Source organism: Methanobrevibacter sp. V14 (genome assembly GCF_963082475.1).
Classification (GTDB): Archaea; Methanobacteriota; Methanobacteria; order Methanobacteriales; family Methanobacteriaceae; genus Methanocatella.
Genome location: NZ_CAUJAM010000006.1, coordinates 164,427 through 183,826, shown reverse-complemented (window position 1 = coordinate 183,826; position 19,400 = coordinate 164,427). Strand labels below are relative to the sequence as shown.

The window sequence follows — 19,400 nt, the reverse complement described above, 5'->3', positions numbered from 1 at the left end:
ATTAACATTTATATAGTATTTTTTTATAATATATTATCGGAAGGTATATTCCGACATTATACTTCCGTTAAATTATTCAGTGATTATTATGGTTTTAAGTACAGGAAATACTGCTTGGATGCTAGTTTCATTAATATTGGTTTTATTGATGAGTGTTCCGAGAATAACATTTTTTTATGGCGGTTTATCAAAAAGAAAAAAGGTTCTAAACTCAATGTTTTTATCATTGATTGCATTTGCAATGGCTAGCTTAATTTGGATTTTGTATGGTTATCAATTTTCATTTTCAACCTCAAGTTTGGGAGGTTTTATTGGAATGCCTGCTAGTTTGTTTATGGATGGAATTGGAGTTGATTCATTAACAGGAACCATTCCAACATTGGTTTTTGCAGGATTCGAACTAACATTTGCAGCTTTAACCGCAGCTATTGTAGCTGGTGCAGTTGTTGGAAGGATGAAAACAAAAGCATGGATTATATTTACAATTTTATGGGTTAGTTTGGTTTATATTTCAATTTGCCATTGGATATGGGGTGGTGGATGGTTAATGAACTTAGGTGCGGTTGATTTTGCAGGAGGAGTTCCAGTTGAGGTTAACTCTGGTTTTTCAGCTCTTGCATTAGCATTGATATTGGGAAAAAGAAAAGATGTTTCATTACTTCCCCATAATTTAGGCTATTCGATTTTAGGAGCTGGATTTTTATGGTTCGGATGGATGGGATTCAATGGAGGATCTGCACTTGCAGCTAATGGTTTAGCAGGTTCTGCAATTTTAGTTTCTAATACTGCTGCAGTTGTTGCAATGCTTACTTGGCTGGCTTTGGATTATTTCAAAGTTGGAAAGCCAACAGTTTTAGGGGCAATCACTGGTGCAGTTGCAGGATTGGTCGCCATTACTCCTGCTGCAGGTTATGTCTCTCTTTCAGGTTCAATAGTAATAGGTTTAGGTGCATCTTTAATTTCTTACTTTGCTGTTTACAATCTTAAAGCAAGATTTGGTTATGATGATGCATTGGATGTATTTGGTGTTCATGGACTTTCTGGCGTTTGGGGATTGATTGCCACTGGTTTATTTGCATCTCCTGCAATAAATGGGGTGGCGGGATTTTTTTATGGAAATCCAAGTCAGCTAACACTTCAAATAATAGCTGTTGCTGCAACTGCAATTTATGCATTTGCAGTAAGTCTTTTAATAGCAAAAGCATTAGATATTATTATGGGATTGAGAGTAAACGATAGGGAAGAAATTACAGGTCTTGATTCAGCACTACATCAGGAATCAGGATACAGACTTTAACAATGTTTGGGATATTATGAAAAGAATTATCGCAGTAATAAGAGAAGAAATGTTTGAAAATGTTAAAATGGCACTTTTAGAAGCAGGTTGTGAGGGAATGAATGTTTCTGCTGTAAAAGGAAGGGGAAGACAGTTAGGTATTAGAGAATCTTACAGAGGTTCTAGTTATTGCATTGATTTAATTCCAAAAACAAGGGTTGAATTAATTGTCAATGAGAATGATTTGGATAGAATTATTGATGTTATTGTTGAAAGTGCAAGAACCGGAGATGTTGGGGATGGTAAAATTTTTGTCTCAGATGTAGAAGAGGTCATCAGAATCAGGACTGGTGAGAGAGGTTCTGACGCTGTTTAATTTATTAATTATAATTTATATTAACCTCTTATTTTTCATTATTTTTTTTAAATTTATTCATTTTTTAATCTGTTTATATAAACATTTTTTTTGATTTTTTTCATTTTCTCTGATTATTTAAACAGATTTATATAATATGTTGAATAATTTATTATTATTTAGGTGTATTGAAAGTTTATGCTTGGATACACTTATTGCCTAGGTGATAATATGAGAGAGTTATATGAAAAAATGATTGACGAGGCAATGGCTGCTCAAAAAGCAGATGTTGCTGTTATATCAGAAAATAGATACAAAAACTTTAAAATTGTTGATGCAAAACCATATGCTGATGCTGTTTCAAATATGACAGTATTTGATGGTCAGGCGGAATCTGTTATAAATTTACACAAGGACTCTGTTAAAAACCATTTTGAGATTTTATCTTCTATTGCTGATACTTTAAAATGTGAAGATGATCCTTTCATTGAACATTTTCAAACTCCTCCAGTTTTAGAAATATTATGTGATGAAGATGGGGAATTTGCAGACAGTGTTGATAAATTTATACAAGCTATTGCAGATTCAGAAGCTATTGTGTCAAAAGAAGCAATTAGAAGATATGGGGGATTCTATGGACCTACTTGTGTTGTAGACTTTGCTTTAATGCCTGGAAGTACAAGTAATGTTGTAAATCAAATTTTACAAAAAACTGACATTCCCGTAACTCACAAGCAAGCAATTTTATCTGCAAAATCATGGGGTATGAATACTTCCTATGGTATTGGTGATGCATTTGCTAATGCTTTAGAAGATGGTGCAACCGCTGCAGAAGCAACTGAAAAAGAAGTTGCAACCTTGCAAATGATTTATAAGACTCCTATTGAAGGACAAGGTACTTTAATGGATGATGCTGAACATTCATCTTTTGATGTAAGAGATTACATGACCAAATATAAAAAAGCCATGACAAAATCTGTTAAAGCTGCGATGAATGATGGTGTACACTATGGAAACATTGTAACCGTACCTGCATATTGTGTTGGGGACATTGGACATCATATTGGTCAATCTACTTATAACATGTGTAAAGATGATGTGACATTAGCTATTGTTCAGGCAACAGCTGATGTTATTGAGTCAACATTAAGAAATAATTTGGATAAGTATCAATCTCCATCAAATGTGTTAAATCTCGCTACTGGTTCATCTGCATGTGCAACAGAATTTATTTTAGAATTGGATGGATTTAATGCACCAATGGTAGTTGACTTATTTTCAAAAAGATTCCACAATTATGTACAGCTGTATCCTACTAGAGGGGCTGCTGCCGAATTGCACAACTGTGACTTTATGGACATGATCTACAGAGGATTTAATTCTATAAGTGAAGCCAGAAAAATAAGGGCAGGACTTAAAAAAGACCTGGTGCCTAAAATCAGTGGATTGGATGTTGATTTAAGTCCGGTTTTAGCTAATGAAATTGTAATGAATCCGCAATTATACACTTATCCTGCATGCGCAATAACTGTCAGATTCTCATCACTTATGAGATTGGCAGACTATCCATGTCTTTTAACCTCAGAACCGATTACTGCAACAATGATGACCAACCTAATTGCTCTTAACAAGGAAGTGGCTGGTTCTCCGGTAAGGGGATGTAAAAACTGCGCATCCGCTTCTCTAGTGGATAATAGACATGAATATTGTCAGTGGAGAGAGTCTGTATAGGAGGGTAAAATGACTTGCAATATACGAAAAAAATTCGTTGCAGAACTTTTGGGAACATTTTTTCTCGTATTGTTCGGTACTGGCTCAGCTGTTGTGACACTTTTAATTTCACAAAGCATTGACCCTAATAATGTTGGAATCGGTATTTTAGGAGGTCTTGGAGACTGGATTGCAATAGCATTAGTATTTGGTCTAACTGTAATGATATGTATTTATGTGTTCGGTAAGATATCTGGTGCACATTTAAATCCTGCTGTTACTATTGGTTTGCTTGTAACTAAAAACATTGCTTTAAAGGACAGTATTTACTATATTGTTGCTCAAGTAATCGGCGCATGTTTGGGAAGCCTATCATTATACCTATGTTTAGGTGCTCCGGCTGTAGCAATTGGAGGGTTAGGTGCAACAGCTCCGGGACTTGGTGTAAGTTACCTGCAAGCTATGTTTGCAGAATTCTTAGGCACATTCTTCTTAATGATGGTTGTAATGGGTGTTGCAATTGATAAAAAAGCAGAACCTGGTTTCGCTGGAATATCAATTGGTATGACTGTTGCAGCAGTAATTGCAGTTTTAGGTGCATTCACTGGTGCTTCAATTAATCCTGCACGTACATTTGGGCCATACTTAATGGATATGTTACTTGGTGGTCAAAATCTCTGGGCATATTACCCAATATACTTGATTGGATCAATTTTAGGTGCAATCTGTGCAGCATTTGCTTATGCATACTTAGCAAAAGATAGTGGAGTTTGTGAACTCCCGCAACCGTTTAGGGATGAATAATTCTTTTGAATTATTCTATTTTTCTTTTTTTAGAAAGCTATATAACATATATTAAACTAATAATGTTGTATGGTGATAATTTGAGTTTTGATATCGGAGAAGCAATTTTAATATTTATTCGTGGAATTCTTATGGGTTCGGCGGATATTATTCCCGGAGTTTCCGGAGGAACAATCGCATTAATTACTGGGATATATGGACATTTAGTAGAAGCAATAAGTAATATTCGTTTTGGATTTTTAAAACCATTGATTAAAGGGGATTTCAGTGGTTTTTGGTCAAAATTATTGGAAGAAATCGATTTTAAATTCTTAATACCTCTGATATTAGGTATTGGAGTTGCCTTTTTAACACTTGCAAAAGTTGTAACTTATTGTATGGATTTCCACACAACAGTAACTTATGCATTCTTTTTAGGATTGATTATAGCTTCAGCTGTAATATTATTTAAAAAACTCGATGAATTAAACATGAAAAATTTAATTTTTGCAATAGTTGGAGCTATTTTAACTTACATCTTTGTAAGTTTAAATCCAATAGCTGCAAATCACTCGTTAATTGTAATATTTTTCTCAGGAATAATTGCAATCTGTGCCATGATTTTACCGGGCATTTCAGGATCTTTCCTGTTATTTTTGCTTGGACAATATAAGTATATGTTAAATGCACTTCATCAACTTCAGATAACTGAAATAGTCACATTTGTAGTTGGTGCAGTAATAGGAATTCTTGGATTTTCAAAAATCCTTAATTTCTTGTTAAAAAATCATCAAGAAGTAACTATGGCATTTCTAATTGGCATAATGCTTGGTTCACTAAAAGTTCCATGTGTGGAAATCGTCAGTTCAGTGGGTATGGACTTTTCAGGTTTTATCCCCTGCCTTATTGTTGCAGTAATCGGTTTTGTAATTATTATTGTATTGGAAACTAAATTTGATTATAAAGAATAATCAAATTTTTCACTTTTTTAATGTTTATTAACAATTAACAATATAATTATAAACAATGCTAGTTTTAAAAAAGATTAAAAAACAGTGGAAACTGTATCCTGTCGGCTCACCAAAAGGCGCATTGAATCATAAAAGAGAACCTGACTTTGTAGGCAATATTAAATTTAGTCAAGATGGAGATTCGCTGTCTATTTCTCGCTTTGTAGCTGATTATAATTTTAAAGATACCTCCACATTAAATGAAACACTACTTCCTCCAGGAGAGGTAATTAAACTATTGCGTTCTCAAGCGGTTTTTCTTGCAACACCTGATGAGAATGTTGAAAAATTTTTAACATCACTTAATATTAAAGTTAGGCGCACAAGGGTATGCGATTACTGTGCTTATGAGGGAAATATTACTGTTGTCAATTCAGATTATTCATATGGTTATCACAATCAATTAATTTGTAAAGATTGTGCTCATGATACTATTAAAGAAGAGTTGAAGCTTCAAGGATTTGATAAAAAGATTTTTAGAAATCTTAAAAAAACATTAGAAAAAACAAATAGTTTAGAAAAAACTTTATCAATCCTGGATCCTCATTTCGACCCCTTAAAAAATAGGAGATTAACATTATTTGATAAAACCCGCAAATCCAAACATATCATTCCGCCGGTGGATATGAAACGTTTAAAAATTCCTAAAAACTTTAAAAAGGTTCTTTTAGATTCTGGAAGCACTGAATTATTGCCAGTTCAATATTTGGCCATTAAAGAGGGACTTCTAAAAGGTGAGGATCTGCTGGTTGTTAGTGCAACGGGTTCGGGCAAAACTTTAGTTGGGGAGCTTGCAGGAATTGCAAAAGCCCTGAATGGCAAGAAATTTGTTTTCCTGACTCCATTAGTTGCTCTTGCAAATCAAAAATATCGTGATTTTAAAAAGAAATACTCAAAACTAGGTTTAAAAGTATCTATTAAAGTTGGAAGAAATCGCGTAAAAGCAAAAGGGGAACTCAATCTGCCGGATTCGGACATATCCAAAGCAGACATTGTTGTTGCAACCTATGAGGGAATTGATTACCTTTTGCGTAATGGAAATTCGGATACCTTGTCTAAGTTGGGAGTAGTTTTAATTGATGAAATTCACATGATTGATGATGAGGATAGGGGAACACGTCTCAATGGTTTAATTAAGCGTGTAAAACATTTGTATCCTAAAACTCAAATTATAGGCTTGTCAGCTACTGTTAAAAATCCTGAATTTTTAGCTTCTGAATTTAACATGAAATTGGTGGAGTATGCTGAGCGCCCAGTGCCTTTGGAGCGTCATTTAGTTTATGTAAGAAACGAATCCCAAAAAAGACACATCATGCAGAAACTTGTTAAAATGGAATTCAATACCAAATCTAAGAAAGGATATCGTGGACAGACTATCATATTTACTAATTCAAGGCGTAAAACTCACCAAATTGCTAATTATTTAAATAATAAACGTATCAATGCTCATGCATACCATGCGGGATTATCTTATTATAAAAAAGAAAGAATTGAAAAGGACTTTGATAGGGGCAGGATTTCTTGTGTTGTAACTACTGCAGCTCTTGCTGCGGGTGTGGATTTTCCAGCTTCCCAAGTAATTTTTGACTCATTAGTGATGGGCAATAAATGGATCAATCCAAATGAATTCTCACAAATGTTGGGGCGTGCTGGAAGGCCGTCTTATCATGATAGAGGCATTGTTTATTTAATTCCTGAAGTTGGAAATGATTTTCAAGGAGAATCTGAAGAAGCAATGGCCTTAGACCTTTTAGAAAGTAACAGTGAAGATGTTTATATTGAATATGATGAGGAGTCATCTTACGAACAGATCCTTGCAGATATTTCATCAACTTCTATCGGCTCTGTTGATGAGTTAAATAAATTTTATAAAAGCATCGATGTTCCGATTAGCATTAAAATAGCTATTGAGGAAATGGAAGACTTAGGGTTAATTGATAGGGTTTCAAACAGATTAAAAATAACTAAATATGGAAGGGCAACATCGGTATCATTTTTATCAATTGATGATGCGGAGTTTATTAAAAATACACTTCATGATGGAAATTACTTGAAAAGATATGTTGGCATATCTCCAATGTATAAGAAAAAAGACAAGTATGACAAGCTTAAAGTTTTAATTTTAGCAATAGCGCTGGATTTGGAAATGTTTGACAATGTATATTTGTCAAGCGTCATTCACAATCAAATCTCAAATGCTTTAAAAATCAAATTCTCGACAAGATTATTTGCAGAATCAACCTTGGATATAATATCTTCAGGAGAAGCAATTGACAAAATTGATAAAAAATTCCAAGAGGCATTAATAGCTCTTCAAAGTGATTTTATGCAATGCAGATGTCAGGATAGGCCATTTTGCAGTTGCATGCAAAGGGGAATTTCAGAAGTAATTGTCCATGAAAGGCTTAAAGGTAGAGATCCTCAAGATATTTCAAACAAACTATTTAAAAAATATCAGATTCAAGTTTATCCGGGAGATATTTTCTCATGGCTAGATAATTTTGTCAAGAACTTGGATGCAGTCAAAAGAATTGCAAATGCATATGGTAATGGGAATGTAGTTAAAAAAACTAATTACTTAATTAGGAAAATAGAAAATGGGTGATGTAATGCTGATGAAAAATATTAATTGGTTGCAATTACAATACTGATGTATATGGCAGTCGAAAAAGCAGTTTTTCAAGCAATGAATACTGCTGCATGTGAACTTGCCTGAGTATCATAATGGGAATCTTTGGACAAATGAAATAAGGTGATAATATGCCACATCCACATAAAAAAGCTATAGAAAACATGAGTCCCTCCTCATTGGTGGGAATAATTGAAGAATCTAAAGTTACATACGTTCGTGAAAATTTAAGTGTGTTTTTACATGAAAGTCAAATTAAACTATTAAAACAGGTTAAAAAACATGAGAAACCTCATCACAAGCGTATCAGAATTAGACAATATGAAAAAGCAGATAAAAATGATTTATTCAATCTACATTCAGAGCTATATTTAAAAAAATACCAAAAACTTGCTAAAAAAGATTTAATCGAAATTGATGAAAATCCTGAAAATGGCCTTGCATATGATTGTTGTTTGACGGATAAGGGAATTGAAATTTTAGAAGAGATTAATCGCCTTGAATGTCAATGGGAAGAAGTTGCAGGTTTCAATGAAAAGGATATTGAAGTTTTAAAAAATCTAGCATTGAATTCGTTTGAAATTTCATACAAACACAAGAAGAATCAAGGGTTTATATTTTAAATTCCATAGCTATTGGGTTAAAATATTTTCAACATTCTCAATAGCTTTATTTTCTATTTTTAAAATCTTCATATTTTAAATCACCACCATGCCTTAGGACTTTGTTTTGATGGATACATCTGTAAAATGTGTTTGTTAATCATTTTAGAGGGAATCTAGATTAAAAACACTTTATATTCATTTAAAACTCAAATTATAATGCTGATGTACACTTTATTTATACATTATTTTATTTAATTTCAAATATACTTTAAAACTTTATATATTTTTATCAATAAATCTATATGATAATTCATATCAATTAGGTTGTATTTTTATGAAAACAAAAAACTTTTTAATTGGTATTTCATTATTAATACTTATTTTAAGTATTGGTAGTGTTTGTGCAGAGGATTTGGATAATTCAACTTTAAATCAAGTAAATGGGAATGATAATTCGTCTTCTATTTTATCAAACAGTGCTGAAAATGTTATTGGAGATAATTTGGAAGAGATTACTGTAAATAATTGGGATGAATTGCAGTATTATTGTTATTTAAATGATGGGAATTATGTTTTAAAACTTAAAGAGAATACCAATTTTTATCCGACTGACGTTGACGATGTTAGTTATCAAATACAGGTAAATAATAATGTTACAATCATTGGAAGTTCCGGAGCTTATTTTGGAGATGCCTCTGCTAATGCACGTTCAATTAAATATTTGGCTATTAGTGTATCTGAAAACTCAGGTCATGGTATAACCTTAAAAAATGTCACATTTAAATGGATTTCCTCAAAATTTGAACCTAATGCAATATTTTTACAGATGGGAGGAAATGTAACTAACACTGTTGAAAATTGTATTTTTAATAATATTTCCATGACTGGAGGTCACTCTTCTATCCTGCATATTATGAAAGGGGATGTTGTTTTAACAAATTGCTCTTTTACAAACTGCACTACTGATTTCGGTTGCTTGAGTGTATATAATCCCGATGATGATCCTACAACATTATGCACAAGAGCTAGAGGTGAGGTAAATAATTGTTACTTTGAAGGTAATTACGCTAGAACCGAACCTGGATGCATTAATAATTGCGGAATACTGGTTGTGAGAAATTCCACTTTTTACAGGAACGCCGCTTTTTGGTGGGCAGGTGCAATACATACTCATGGCGGTGCAAATACAACGATATATGATTCTAACTTCACTGATAATGTGGCTGGTTGGAATGGTGGTGCACTATATACATATAGTTACTTGCAGATTTATAATACTATATTTGTAGGTAATAATTGCACTACTAATAATGGCGGTGGTGCAATAGGTGCCTGTAAATATTTACATGATCCATATATTTATATTAAAGATTCATTATTTAATCATAATGAGAACTTATGTTGGAGTTTGGATGAACTATCAACTACCGGTACTGGTCGTGGTGGTGCTATATCAATTATGGATGAAGGAGGCATTACTGTATTAAATACCACTTTCATATCTAACAGTGCATCTATTGGCACTGCCATCTGTGCAATTCAACATGTTGATCATGGTTCACCTGATGTTACTTTGATTGGTAATAGGTTTATTAATCATACTCGTGTAGGTGATGCATTAGTTATCAGATTAGCGCATTATTCAAAATGCATATTGCAGGATAATTATTATTCTGGAAACTCAATTGAATTTTCAAAACTCAAACTCACAGCAGATGATAGGATAGGGAATGAAGTAACTCTACATATTGATGCTAGCTTAAAAAATGCAAATTATTATGATTCTGACATTTTAGACAAAGCCACTTATGATGTTTACATGGATGGCGAATATATTAAAACAGTAAATTCCACAGATTTCACACTGAATATAAAAAACATCATAAAAGCTCAAGTTTATGTGGTTCCATCCATATCTAATAGTACAAGTAATGAAGTTTCTGTAGGTTTACCGAAAGAGTATATTCATGTATCACAAAAATCAGGTAATAACAACAATAATGGATCTAAAGATAATCCGGTTGCAACAATCTCGAAAGCTATTGAACTTGCAAATTCAACTGGAAATATAAAAATATTGGATGGAACATTTTCAGAGACAAATCTTAATGTTAATTACAACCTATCAATTATTTGTGAAAATAATGTTGTAATTTCTGCCAATGGGAATATTTTCAATATTGGCAATTTTGAGTTTGAAATTGTAAATGGGGTATTTAGAAATTGTAAAAAGGCTGTTTCGTCTGATGAGAGAATTATTAATCATGAAGGAGGATTTTTAAAATTGAAAAATTGCACTTTCGAATCAAATTCATATGAATCTGCATTAATTGAGAGTGGAGGCACAGTTGAAGCAAGTAATTTAAATTTCAAAAGCAATACTGGAATTTTAATTTTAGCCAATACCTATACTGTCCATATAAAACCAATCATATAATTTTTAAATTAAACCAAGGAGGACATGTATGCCAGAATTCAAACTTATTGAAAAGTTATTATACAAAAGTGAACAGAACGATATAGAAGCTGAATTCATAATTGGTAACGAAACATTATGGTCAAGTCAAAAAGTCATAGCAGAAATATTTGGAACAACTTCCGCCAATATTTCAATGCATTTCTCAAATATCATTCAGGAAGGTGAGCTAAATGAAAAAGAAGTAAGCATATCTTCTAAAGACCTTTTTAAAGATAATTCTGATTTTATTAAGAAATCCTTAAAAAAATCAAATAATCGAGGTAGGCCCCAAAAATGGTATAATCTTGATGCAATCATATCAATAGGATATAGAATCAACAGTAAAGAAGCAACCCAGTTTCGTCGTTGGGCCAATAAAATTTTAAAGGAATATATGGTAAAAGGATTTGTCATAGATAAAGAACTTCTGAAAAAAGGTGGAAGATTTACAGAAGACTATTTTGATGAATTATTAGAAACAATTCGTGAGATAAGGGCTTCAGAGAGAAGATTCAATCAAAAAATCACTGACATTTATGCAACAAGTTTTGATTATGACAAAAATGCAGATATCACAAAAGAATTCTTTGCTACAGTGCAGAACAAACTGATATATGCAATAAGCAACCATACTGCTGCTGAAATCATAGAAACACGAAGCGATATTGAAAAAACGCATATGGGATTGACAACTTGGAAAAAAGCACCAAATGGAAAAATACTCCAAAGTGATGTAGTCATATCAAAAAATTATCTAAATCAGAAGGAATTATCTAGATTAAACAGTTTAGTAGAAGGTTTTTTAAATTTAGCTGAATCACGTGCAGAAGATAGAATCCCAATGGGCATGAAGGATTGGAAGGAACTGCTGGATGATTACCTTAAACTTCGAAGGCTGCCAATCCTAGTTGACAAAGGTAAAATCTCTGCCGAAGAAGCCAGAGAACATGTTCTTGAAAAATATGAAAAATTCCGAGTTGTACAAGATAAGAACTTCATTTCTGACTTTGATCAAATGATTTTAGATATAAAACGACTAGAGGGAAAATAAATAATGCATATTTAATTGAGCATGTTTAAAAAAAGAGCATTTAAAGTAGTTTTTGTTGAGTATCTATATAACTTGGCTCCCTAACTTCTTTCACAATATCACTATCCTTAATATTGCCAATCAAAAGTGGAGAGCATGAGTTATGTAGCTTATAGTTCTTCTGAGCCCGTTTTGGATTTACGGTTGAATAACAATACTTGCATCCATGAAGGCAGGTATTGTATGCTCCAATATCCCTCCCAAATATACAATCACATTCCCGAATCCTATATTTTCCTTTAGGGATTTTTAAATTTTTACCAATAGCTTTCTCAATCACATTTTGAGTCATACATCCACTTGAATCAAAACCAAATTTATCTAGAAGAGTTCCTTCAACACAAGTTTTCATCTTAATATTGCAGTCATTTGCAACTTTTGAAAATTCACTGCCAATAATTAATCTCTCTTCAGTTGCAACATCCACCGCATCTGGAAAATTTCTTAAAACCTTCCGATACAAATCAATGAAACTGATTGTGCAGTCAGTAGTGTAACCTCTAAGTTCATGTGCAATTTTAGTGAACATTTCAATATGAAAATCTAAATCATATTTTTCTGAAATAAAAATAGGATCATATCTCCAAGACACCTTATTAATTCCCACACAGTCAGATAACCTTTTAAAAGATTTAATAACATTTTTAAAATTAGGGACATTAACTTCAACGTCTTTATCATAAGGATTAATAGTTACAAACCAGAACTGATTGAAATCATCAAGATTATCCAAATTATTAAGCATAGGTTTTGGATTTTTACTGCAAAAGCATAAGCAGTCAATTATTTTAGAATTCAGCGGATATTTATAAATGTCATTATTATAAGGATTGCGGGTGCAAACAAATCCTTCACTAATCCTGTTATAAAACCATTTACTAAAAAAAGCGGGAATATCAGTTCTGGAACCTGTGTTAATTATCATGAAAAAAATAAAAATTTAAGAGATTTATAAATCTCTTCCGAAAATGTGTACAGCTGCAGTACCGCCAGTACCTCCAATGTTGTGAGTCATACCTATTTCAGCACCATCCACCTGACGTTTACCGGCTTCTCCTCTAAGTTGCCATATGACTTCGGCAGCTTGAGCAATGCCTGTGGCGCCTAATGGGTGTCCACGTGCCTTAAGACCGCCTGATGTGTTGATTGGGAAATCCCCATCAATTTCAGTCTGTCCTTCTTCAATAGCCACTCCACCTTTACCTTTTTCGGCAAATCCTAAATCCTCTACAGCCAAAAGCCCATTGATTGAGAAACAGTCATGTACTTCAGTCAAGTCAATGTCTTTTTGAGTAACCCCTGCCATTTCATAAGCCTTTCTGGATGCAACTTTAGTAGATTCAATGATAGTTAAATCTTTTCTGTCATGTAAAGTTAAGGTTCCAGAAGCTTGTGCGGAAGCTTTTACATAAATTGGAGTATCACTATATTTTTTAGCATCTTCAGCAGGAACCATTACAATTGCTGCTGCTCCGTCACTTACAGGGGAACAGTCCAAGAGTGTTAATGGATCTGCAACCATTGTTGAGTTAATCACTTTATCAACACTTACTTCAAAGGGGAATTGTGCATTTGGATTTTTAGATGCATTTTTATGGTTCACTACAGAAAATTGTGCCAGCTGTTCACGAGTGGTTCCGTATTCATACATATGTCTTTTTGCAATCATTGCATATAATGATGGGAAAGTAGCACCTTGCTGTGCTTCCCATTCCTGATCAGATGCGGTGGCAATAGCCGGAGTAGCATCAACGACATCTGTCATTTTTTCCACACCTGCAGAAATTACCACATCATGGAATCCTGATGCAACAGCCATAATACCTTGTCTTAATGCAAGACCTCCTGATGCACAGGCAGCTTCAACTCTTGTTGTTGGAACTGGATTAAGACCAACATGATCAGAGATAAGAGCAGCAATGTGTTCCTGTTGTACAAAAAGTCCAGATGACATGTTACCAACAAACATTGCTTCAATGTCTGCACCATCTATTTCAGCATCTACTAACGCTTTTACACCTGCTTCAGCAATTAAATCTCTAAATGATGAATCCCATAATTCACCGAATTTTGTTTGTGAAACTCCTATAATCGCAACATCTCTCATATTTAAGCCCCCTTACATTTTAATTTTACCTTTGAATTTAGCATATACAGCATAATCAACATAGGTTTTTTTACTGATGATATCTTCTGTTTTTGGAGCTAATTCTCTTCTTTCAACAATTTCATCTTTGACAGTTATTGTAAAACCATCACTTCCAGCACCGGATCCATATGAAATGACAAATATGTTATCTCCAGGTTCAGCCACGTCTAAAATATTAGATAAAGCTAATGGTACAGCACCAGAATAAGTATTTCCAATATTAGGAGTTAATAATCCTTGTTTAATTTGTTCTGAACCGAATCCTAATTTTTTACCCGCCCTCAAGTAAAATTTACCGTTAGGTTGGTGGAAACATGCATAATCATAATCTTCAGGTTTTGAGTCAGTTTCATCAAATAACATTTTTGCTGCACTTAAAACATGTTTAAAGTAAGCAGGTTCTCCTGTAAAACGTCCACCGTGAGACGGATAATCTTGACCTTCCCTTCTGTAAAAATCAGGAGTATCTGTTGTATAACTACAAGTATGATTAATATCAGCAATTGTGTCTTTTTCACCGACAATATAAGCGGCTCCACCAGCAGATGCGGTGTATTCCAAAGCATCACCCGGAGCCCCTTGTGAAGTATCTGCTCCAATAGCTAATGCATAGTCAACCATACCGGATTTAACTAATCCCATTGACATTTGAATGCCTGCAGTTCCAGCTTTACAAGCAAATTCTAAATCAGCGGCAGTCAATTTTGGAGTCGCACAAACTGCTTCAGCAACAATGGAAGCAGTTGGTTTTACCGCATATGGATGTGATTCGGAACCAACATAAACAGCCCCGATTTTTGACGGATCAATTTGAGCTCTTGCAAGTGCATATCTTGCAGCAGTTACTGCAATAGTTGCAGTGTCTTCATCAGGAGAAGGAACAGATTTTTCATTAACAATTAAACCATTTGATAAAGCTATAGGGTCATCCCCCCATACTTTAGCAATTTCTTCTACCTTTATTCTATATGATGGCACATGTGCCCCATATCCTACTATTCCTACCATTAAATCACCTTAATTATAATCTTAAAAATTAATTTAATTATAAATATTATATTCCTATTATTATATAAAAGTAACTAAAAAATAAGTATTAATTAAACAATGTAAGAACTTTAAAAAAAATTATAATCCAAATGCAGTTGCCGGGATTCGAACCCGGGTTGTAGGCTTGGAAGGCCCAAGTAATAGCCAGACTATACCACAACTGCATATAAAAATGCGGCGTCCGGGATTTGAACCCGGGTCTCTAACGTGGCAGGCTAGAGTCTTAACCAGGCTGGACTAACACCGCATGAAAACTAACAACAAATAAACTTATGTTTTAATGATATATAAAGGTTTCGTTATAATCTAAAAAAATAAAGAAATTAGATTTTTATTGCAGTAATGCAAATCCAATCATTTTCTTCATTTACAAATGCTTTGAAATCCTTAAACCCTGTCCTTTCAAGAGATTCCCTTAAAACGTCTTCGGAATATATCTTCATGTCAAGCAATTCTACCAAATCATCATATTTTTCCATTTCGCCTTCCTTATAGACAGCTTCATTACAGAAAAATACTAAACCTCCTTTCTTCAAAACTCTATTAACTTCCTTTAAATCATTGATAAAATCTGGCCAGAAGTATATAGTCTCAAAACCGGTTACAATATCAAAGGTTTCATCATAAAATGGCATGTCAGAAACTGATTCTTTTAACACGTTGACAATTCCATTGTCAATAGCTTCCTTATTCAATGCAATGGATTTTTCAACACTTACTTCGGAGTAATCAATTCCAACAACTCTGCCTTCGCCAGACACCAGTGCGGCAAATCTTTCAAGATTTCTTCCACCTCCGCATCCAATGTCCAAGATTTTTGAATCTTTCTTAACATCAAAATGTGTTACTCCCCATTGCGCCATTGATTCATGGGATTTATTCATCCTATCAAGTATTTGATGACCCAATTCACCAACAGGGTTTCTGGCATTTTTAATTAATTCCTTATTTTCAACATGACGTCCGGTATTCACATTATTATCATTATCATTCATAATATCACTGTTTCATTCCTTTACGGGTTTTGATTGCTTGGCCGGTTTCGAATTGTTCTATTTCACATGCTCCAAGTAGTGCTTTTCCATAAGCAAGTAATTTATCCTCCTCATTGACAATTAAAACTTCATCTTTAGAGCGGATATCCTCATCACATTCAACTACAAATTTGCAGAATACGCTTTTTCCGTCAAGTGCAAATGGTTCCGCGTCTTTATTTACAACTACCCTATTTTTCGGATAAGGAATTCCATTGTGAAGTCTTTTTGCACCTTCTTTTGATAAAATCAAATAAGAATCAGATGCCCTCATATTTACAATTAACACTTTTCCGTCATATATATGTCGGATTTTGCCTGTTTTTTTGCTTTTTTCAATGTTGATATTGCCTGTAAATAGCACATCACCTGCTCCAACACCAAATTGATAATCTGCAATAGCTTTAATCTTTTTAACATCATCTTTTTTATATCTTATCTCATCTGAGGAAGTGCATTTATTGTACAGGCCTATTTCCAAGTCCTTAATGATTCTTGAATGTATTAAAACCTGATCATAATATTCAACAAATTCATTTATAAAATCTTCAATAAATTCAATACTGTCTACATCACGAGTTTTAGGAGCATCATTTTGGCTTAAGGGATATATCTCATCAATTTCAAGAGGTATCAATCCAAATGGAATATCCAAAACCATGAAATCAGAATCATCTAAATCCAAATCCTGTTCAGATCCATAGATATAGAACTCCCCAAGTTTTCCTGAAATGAATTTGGAATAAGGCTTTCTTGTTGGAGGTAATATTACCAAATCACGTTTTTTAGGCATTTGACGTAACTTTTGCATATGCCTCAAGACTTCAGGTCTGCAGAGAGATTCCGGACCGGTGTAGAAAAATGCTGATTTCTTGCTTCTCGGTTCGTATTTTTCCAAATCCCCAGTATAGTTTCCAAGCTGCCTTTGAGCTTCAAGAAGTGCAGGATGAGCTCTGCATCTCTCTTCAACAAGTTCCATTAAGTTTCCATCATAAATTGCCTGTCTGATTAATCTAATTTCTGCAAATGAAACATGCAAATTATGCTGCGCTATTAAATCCCGTCTTTTATCCTTGGGCATTGCCCTTAAATCATCTGGAGTGTATTTAGTACATACTTCACAAGAACAGGGCATTTCCTGTAAGTTTTCCAGTTTGAATGTTCCCCTGTTTGTCAATAATCTATCATCCTCTGCATATAATATATAAGCTGCCGAATCAAACAAATCACAGCCCATAGCCACACATAATGCAAAAATCATCGGGTGCCCCGCTCCCATTAAATGACGAGGAACAGTGTCGGATAGCTCCTTCATGGAATTCATTACAACATCTACAAGATCTTTGTAGTGATATGATTCCATCAAAGGCACTACAGCCCCGATCGGATATAAATCTGCATTTAATGCTGACAGTTCTTTTGCACATTCACGTCTTAAATCCAGAAAGGTCGATCCTTGAACAACAGAGTTTAAAAGCATTTCAATATTATTATCTTTTTTAAACTCAACCGCTTCACGAGCCCTTTCAAGAGTGATTTCCATATCCCATTCTGCTTTTTCCCTTTCCACAAACGGAGCGGTTGGAATATCTAAACTTGTTCCAATGTCAGTTTTAATTAATTCTTGAAATTCAATGACTTCCCTATTCGTTATTTCAACATCCCCATAAACAGATAATTGAAACGAACCCGAATCAGTCATTATTGGACCGTCAAAATTAATCAATCTATGAAGACCTTCCTCAATTGCCTTCTGTTTTAATTCATGGTCTTTATAAATTAAATACGCATTAGTAATTACGATATCCGCACCATATTTACCAACATCAAGTGCTTGTTTTCGAGGATGAATAACAGGCATTAATGCAGGAGTTTTTACATCACCATGTTTGGTTTTTAAAACACCTACACGGCCTTTTCCATCTTTTGCTTTAATCTCAAACATTTATTCAACCATATTCTATTTGTTAAAATAAGATTTAAATTAGAAATTATATAAATCTTGCTCATAAAAGACTTAAAAAATGTAAATCCTTTATAAAAAAATAGCTAATCTGCAAAATTTAATTTAAAAAAAAGGAAAATTGAGGTTAAGTTAAACTTAACCTAATCGAAGTTTCAATATTTTAATCAACTTCAATTTATTTTTAAGGGAGTGTTTTTTAATAGATTTTTTCACTTGAGGTTTTATGATTTTAATATCATCAGCCACAGTAGCTGTGTTTTTTATATCAGAGCACGGCTGAATTATAGCATTATACTTATTATAACTTTTAGATTCATAATTATATTTTTTGAAATTTGGTGCGATATTATTTAATCCTAATAGACTAGAAAGGATATTATTCATTAATTGGCCTGTAGGAGCCTTCATGAAATCATTATATCCTCCATCCATCATAGGAGTATCTTCATTGGAGAAATTGGAACTAATCGAGAAAACCTCAGGAGTCGTATTTTTATTAGTGAAATTCTCTATAAGGCAGTTACCATCAAAATATTTACCATCATCATTGAAATTATGAACTATTGATAAATTATCAGGAGTATGCCCATTTGCATCCCCATCCAACTCTATATCAAATTTAGAAGAGTTTTTAAATGAGTCGTGTTCATTTTGGAATTTGACATCTTTGTTGAAATCATGATTGTTAGCATCACTTTCACTTGGCAAATCCAGTTGGGTTATATTGACTGGATATACTGACTGATCAAATTCCATTTCATCAGTTTCAGCGCCACTACTCCCTGAAACTTCAGAGATTATAGCGAAAGATAACATAACAAACAAAAATATTGTAATAATATTCTTATTGAAATTCATATTCTCATCTCGCTTTTTGTCAACCTCAAGCTGATGTAAAAAAATATTACATCAAATATCAGTAATATTCAACAATACTCAAGATTGACAGTAAGTATTTTAAAACAGGTCATATATAAATGTTTTTATTAAAAAATAAGTGAAAATAGAAATGATATAGTTAAAAAAAGAATTTTCAGACAAAATTTAAATGGCTAAAACCAGTCCAAATCCCTTCTTTTCAATTGAATTAAAATGAAATTCAACTCACCACTTTGAAACTTCACCTATACAAAGCAGGATAAATAAATTTTAAGTATGCCTGATATTGTATTGTGATTCTATTTCAAATAAAATATAATAGATAATGGCTCCATTTAATAAAATATGCCCGATAAATACCCAATAATATTAAAAAAGGATTAAAATTTGAAAATCCCATATATAT

At 33.3% G+C, this 19,400-nt stretch carries 15 protein-coding genes and 2 tRNA genes; 9 read left to right on the top strand and 8 right to left on the bottom strand.

The window, feature by feature from the left end; genetic code table 11:
• Positions 1-85: 85 nt before the first annotated feature.
• The 9 genes from Q9968_RS02870 to rhuM all read left to right on the top strand — a co-directional run bounded on the left by Q9968_RS02870 (position 86) and on the right by rhuM (position 11,877).
• Entirely contained in the window at positions 86-1,297 is a 1,212-nt protein-coding gene (locus tag Q9968_RS02870) for an ammonium transporter (RefSeq protein ID WP_305513692.1), read from the top strand.
• Positions 1,298-1,313: 16 nt separating this feature from the next.
• Complete coding sequence (locus Q9968_RS02865; RefSeq protein WP_305513283.1) at positions 1,314-1,652, top strand: P-II family nitrogen regulator; 339 nt, start codon at positions 1,314-1,316, stop codon at positions 1,650-1,652.
• A 210-nt stretch (positions 1,653-1,862) separates the two neighbouring features.
• Positions 1,863-3,362: a DUF2193 domain-containing protein gene (locus Q9968_RS02860; RefSeq protein ID WP_305513282.1), complete on the top strand. Its 1,500-nt coding sequence runs from the start codon at positions 1,863-1,865 to the stop codon at positions 3,360-3,362.
• Positions 3,363-3,371: 9 nt separating this feature from the next.
• Positions 3,372-4,145, top strand: coding sequence for an MIP/aquaporin family protein (locus Q9968_RS02855; RefSeq protein ID WP_305513281.1), 774 nt, complete (start codon positions 3,372-3,374; stop codon positions 4,143-4,145).
• Between the two features lie 131 nt (positions 4,146-4,276).
• Entirely contained in the window at positions 4,277-5,095 is an 819-nt protein-coding gene (locus Q9968_RS02850) for a DUF368 domain-containing protein (protein WP_305513690.1), read from the top strand.
• A 55-nt stretch (positions 5,096-5,150) separates the two neighbouring features.
• Positions 5,151-7,739 carry a DUF5814 domain-containing protein gene (locus tag Q9968_RS02845; protein ID WP_305513279.1) on the top strand — a complete coding sequence of 863 codons (2,589 nt, stop codon included), beginning with the start codon at positions 5,151-5,153 and terminating at the stop codon, positions 7,737-7,739.
• Positions 7,740-7,894: 155 nt separating this feature from the next.
• On the top strand, positions 7,895-8,386 hold the full coding sequence (locus Q9968_RS02840) for a hypothetical protein (RefSeq protein WP_305513278.1): 492 nt from the start codon (positions 7,895-7,897) through the stop codon (positions 8,384-8,386).
• 316 nt (positions 8,387-8,702) lie between these two features.
• Positions 8,703-10,805: a DUF1565 domain-containing protein gene (locus Q9968_RS02835; RefSeq protein ID WP_305513276.1), complete on the top strand. Its 2,103-nt coding sequence runs from the start codon at positions 8,703-8,705 to the stop codon at positions 10,803-10,805.
• 28 nt (positions 10,806-10,833) lie between these two features.
• Positions 10,834-11,877: a RhuM family protein gene (gene rhuM, locus Q9968_RS02830; protein ID WP_305513275.1), complete on the top strand. Its 1,044-nt coding sequence runs from the start codon at positions 10,834-10,836 to the stop codon at positions 11,875-11,877.
• 40 nt (positions 11,878-11,917) lie between these two features.
• On the opposite strand, the gene Q9968_RS02825 is transcribed toward rhuM, so the two are convergent.
• The 8 genes from Q9968_RS02825 to Q9968_RS02790 all read right to left on the bottom strand — a co-directional run bounded on the left by Q9968_RS02825 (position 11,918) and on the right by Q9968_RS02790 (position 18,931).
• Positions 11,918-12,841, bottom strand: coding sequence for a DUF1848 domain-containing protein (locus tag Q9968_RS02825; RefSeq protein ID WP_305513273.1), 924 nt, complete (start codon positions 12,839-12,841; stop codon positions 11,918-11,920).
• A gap of 24 nt (positions 12,842-12,865) precedes the next feature.
• Entirely contained in the window at positions 12,866-14,023 is a 1,158-nt protein-coding gene (locus Q9968_RS02820; protein WP_305513271.1) for a thiolase domain-containing protein, read from the bottom strand.
• A gap of 12 nt (positions 14,024-14,035) precedes the next feature.
• Positions 14,036-15,073 (bottom strand): hydroxymethylglutaryl-CoA synthase, encoded by a 1,038-nt coding sequence (locus Q9968_RS02815; protein WP_305513269.1) that lies wholly within the window; start codon positions 15,071-15,073, stop codon positions 14,036-14,038.
• Between the two features lie 132 nt (positions 15,074-15,205).
• Positions 15,206-15,279: transfer RNA gene (locus Q9968_RS02810), tRNA-Gly, on the bottom strand.
• A 9-nt stretch (positions 15,280-15,288) separates the two neighbouring features.
• Positions 15,289-15,362, bottom strand: a tRNA-Gly gene (locus tag Q9968_RS02805).
• Positions 15,363-15,438: 76 nt separating this feature from the next.
• Positions 15,439-16,110, bottom strand: coding sequence for a class I SAM-dependent methyltransferase (locus Q9968_RS02800; protein ID WP_305513267.1), 672 nt, complete (start codon positions 16,108-16,110; stop codon positions 15,439-15,441).
• A gap of 4 nt (positions 16,111-16,114) precedes the next feature.
• Positions 16,115-18,094, bottom strand: coding sequence for a tRNA guanosine(15) transglycosylase TgtA (gene tgtA, locus Q9968_RS02795; protein ID WP_305513265.1), 1,980 nt, complete (start codon positions 18,092-18,094; stop codon positions 16,115-16,117).
• Positions 18,095-18,250: 156 nt separating this feature from the next.
• Complete coding sequence (locus tag Q9968_RS02790) at positions 18,251-18,931, bottom strand: hypothetical protein (protein ID WP_305513263.1); 681 nt, start codon at positions 18,929-18,931, stop codon at positions 18,251-18,253.
• Positions 18,932-19,400: the final 469 nt, after the last annotated feature.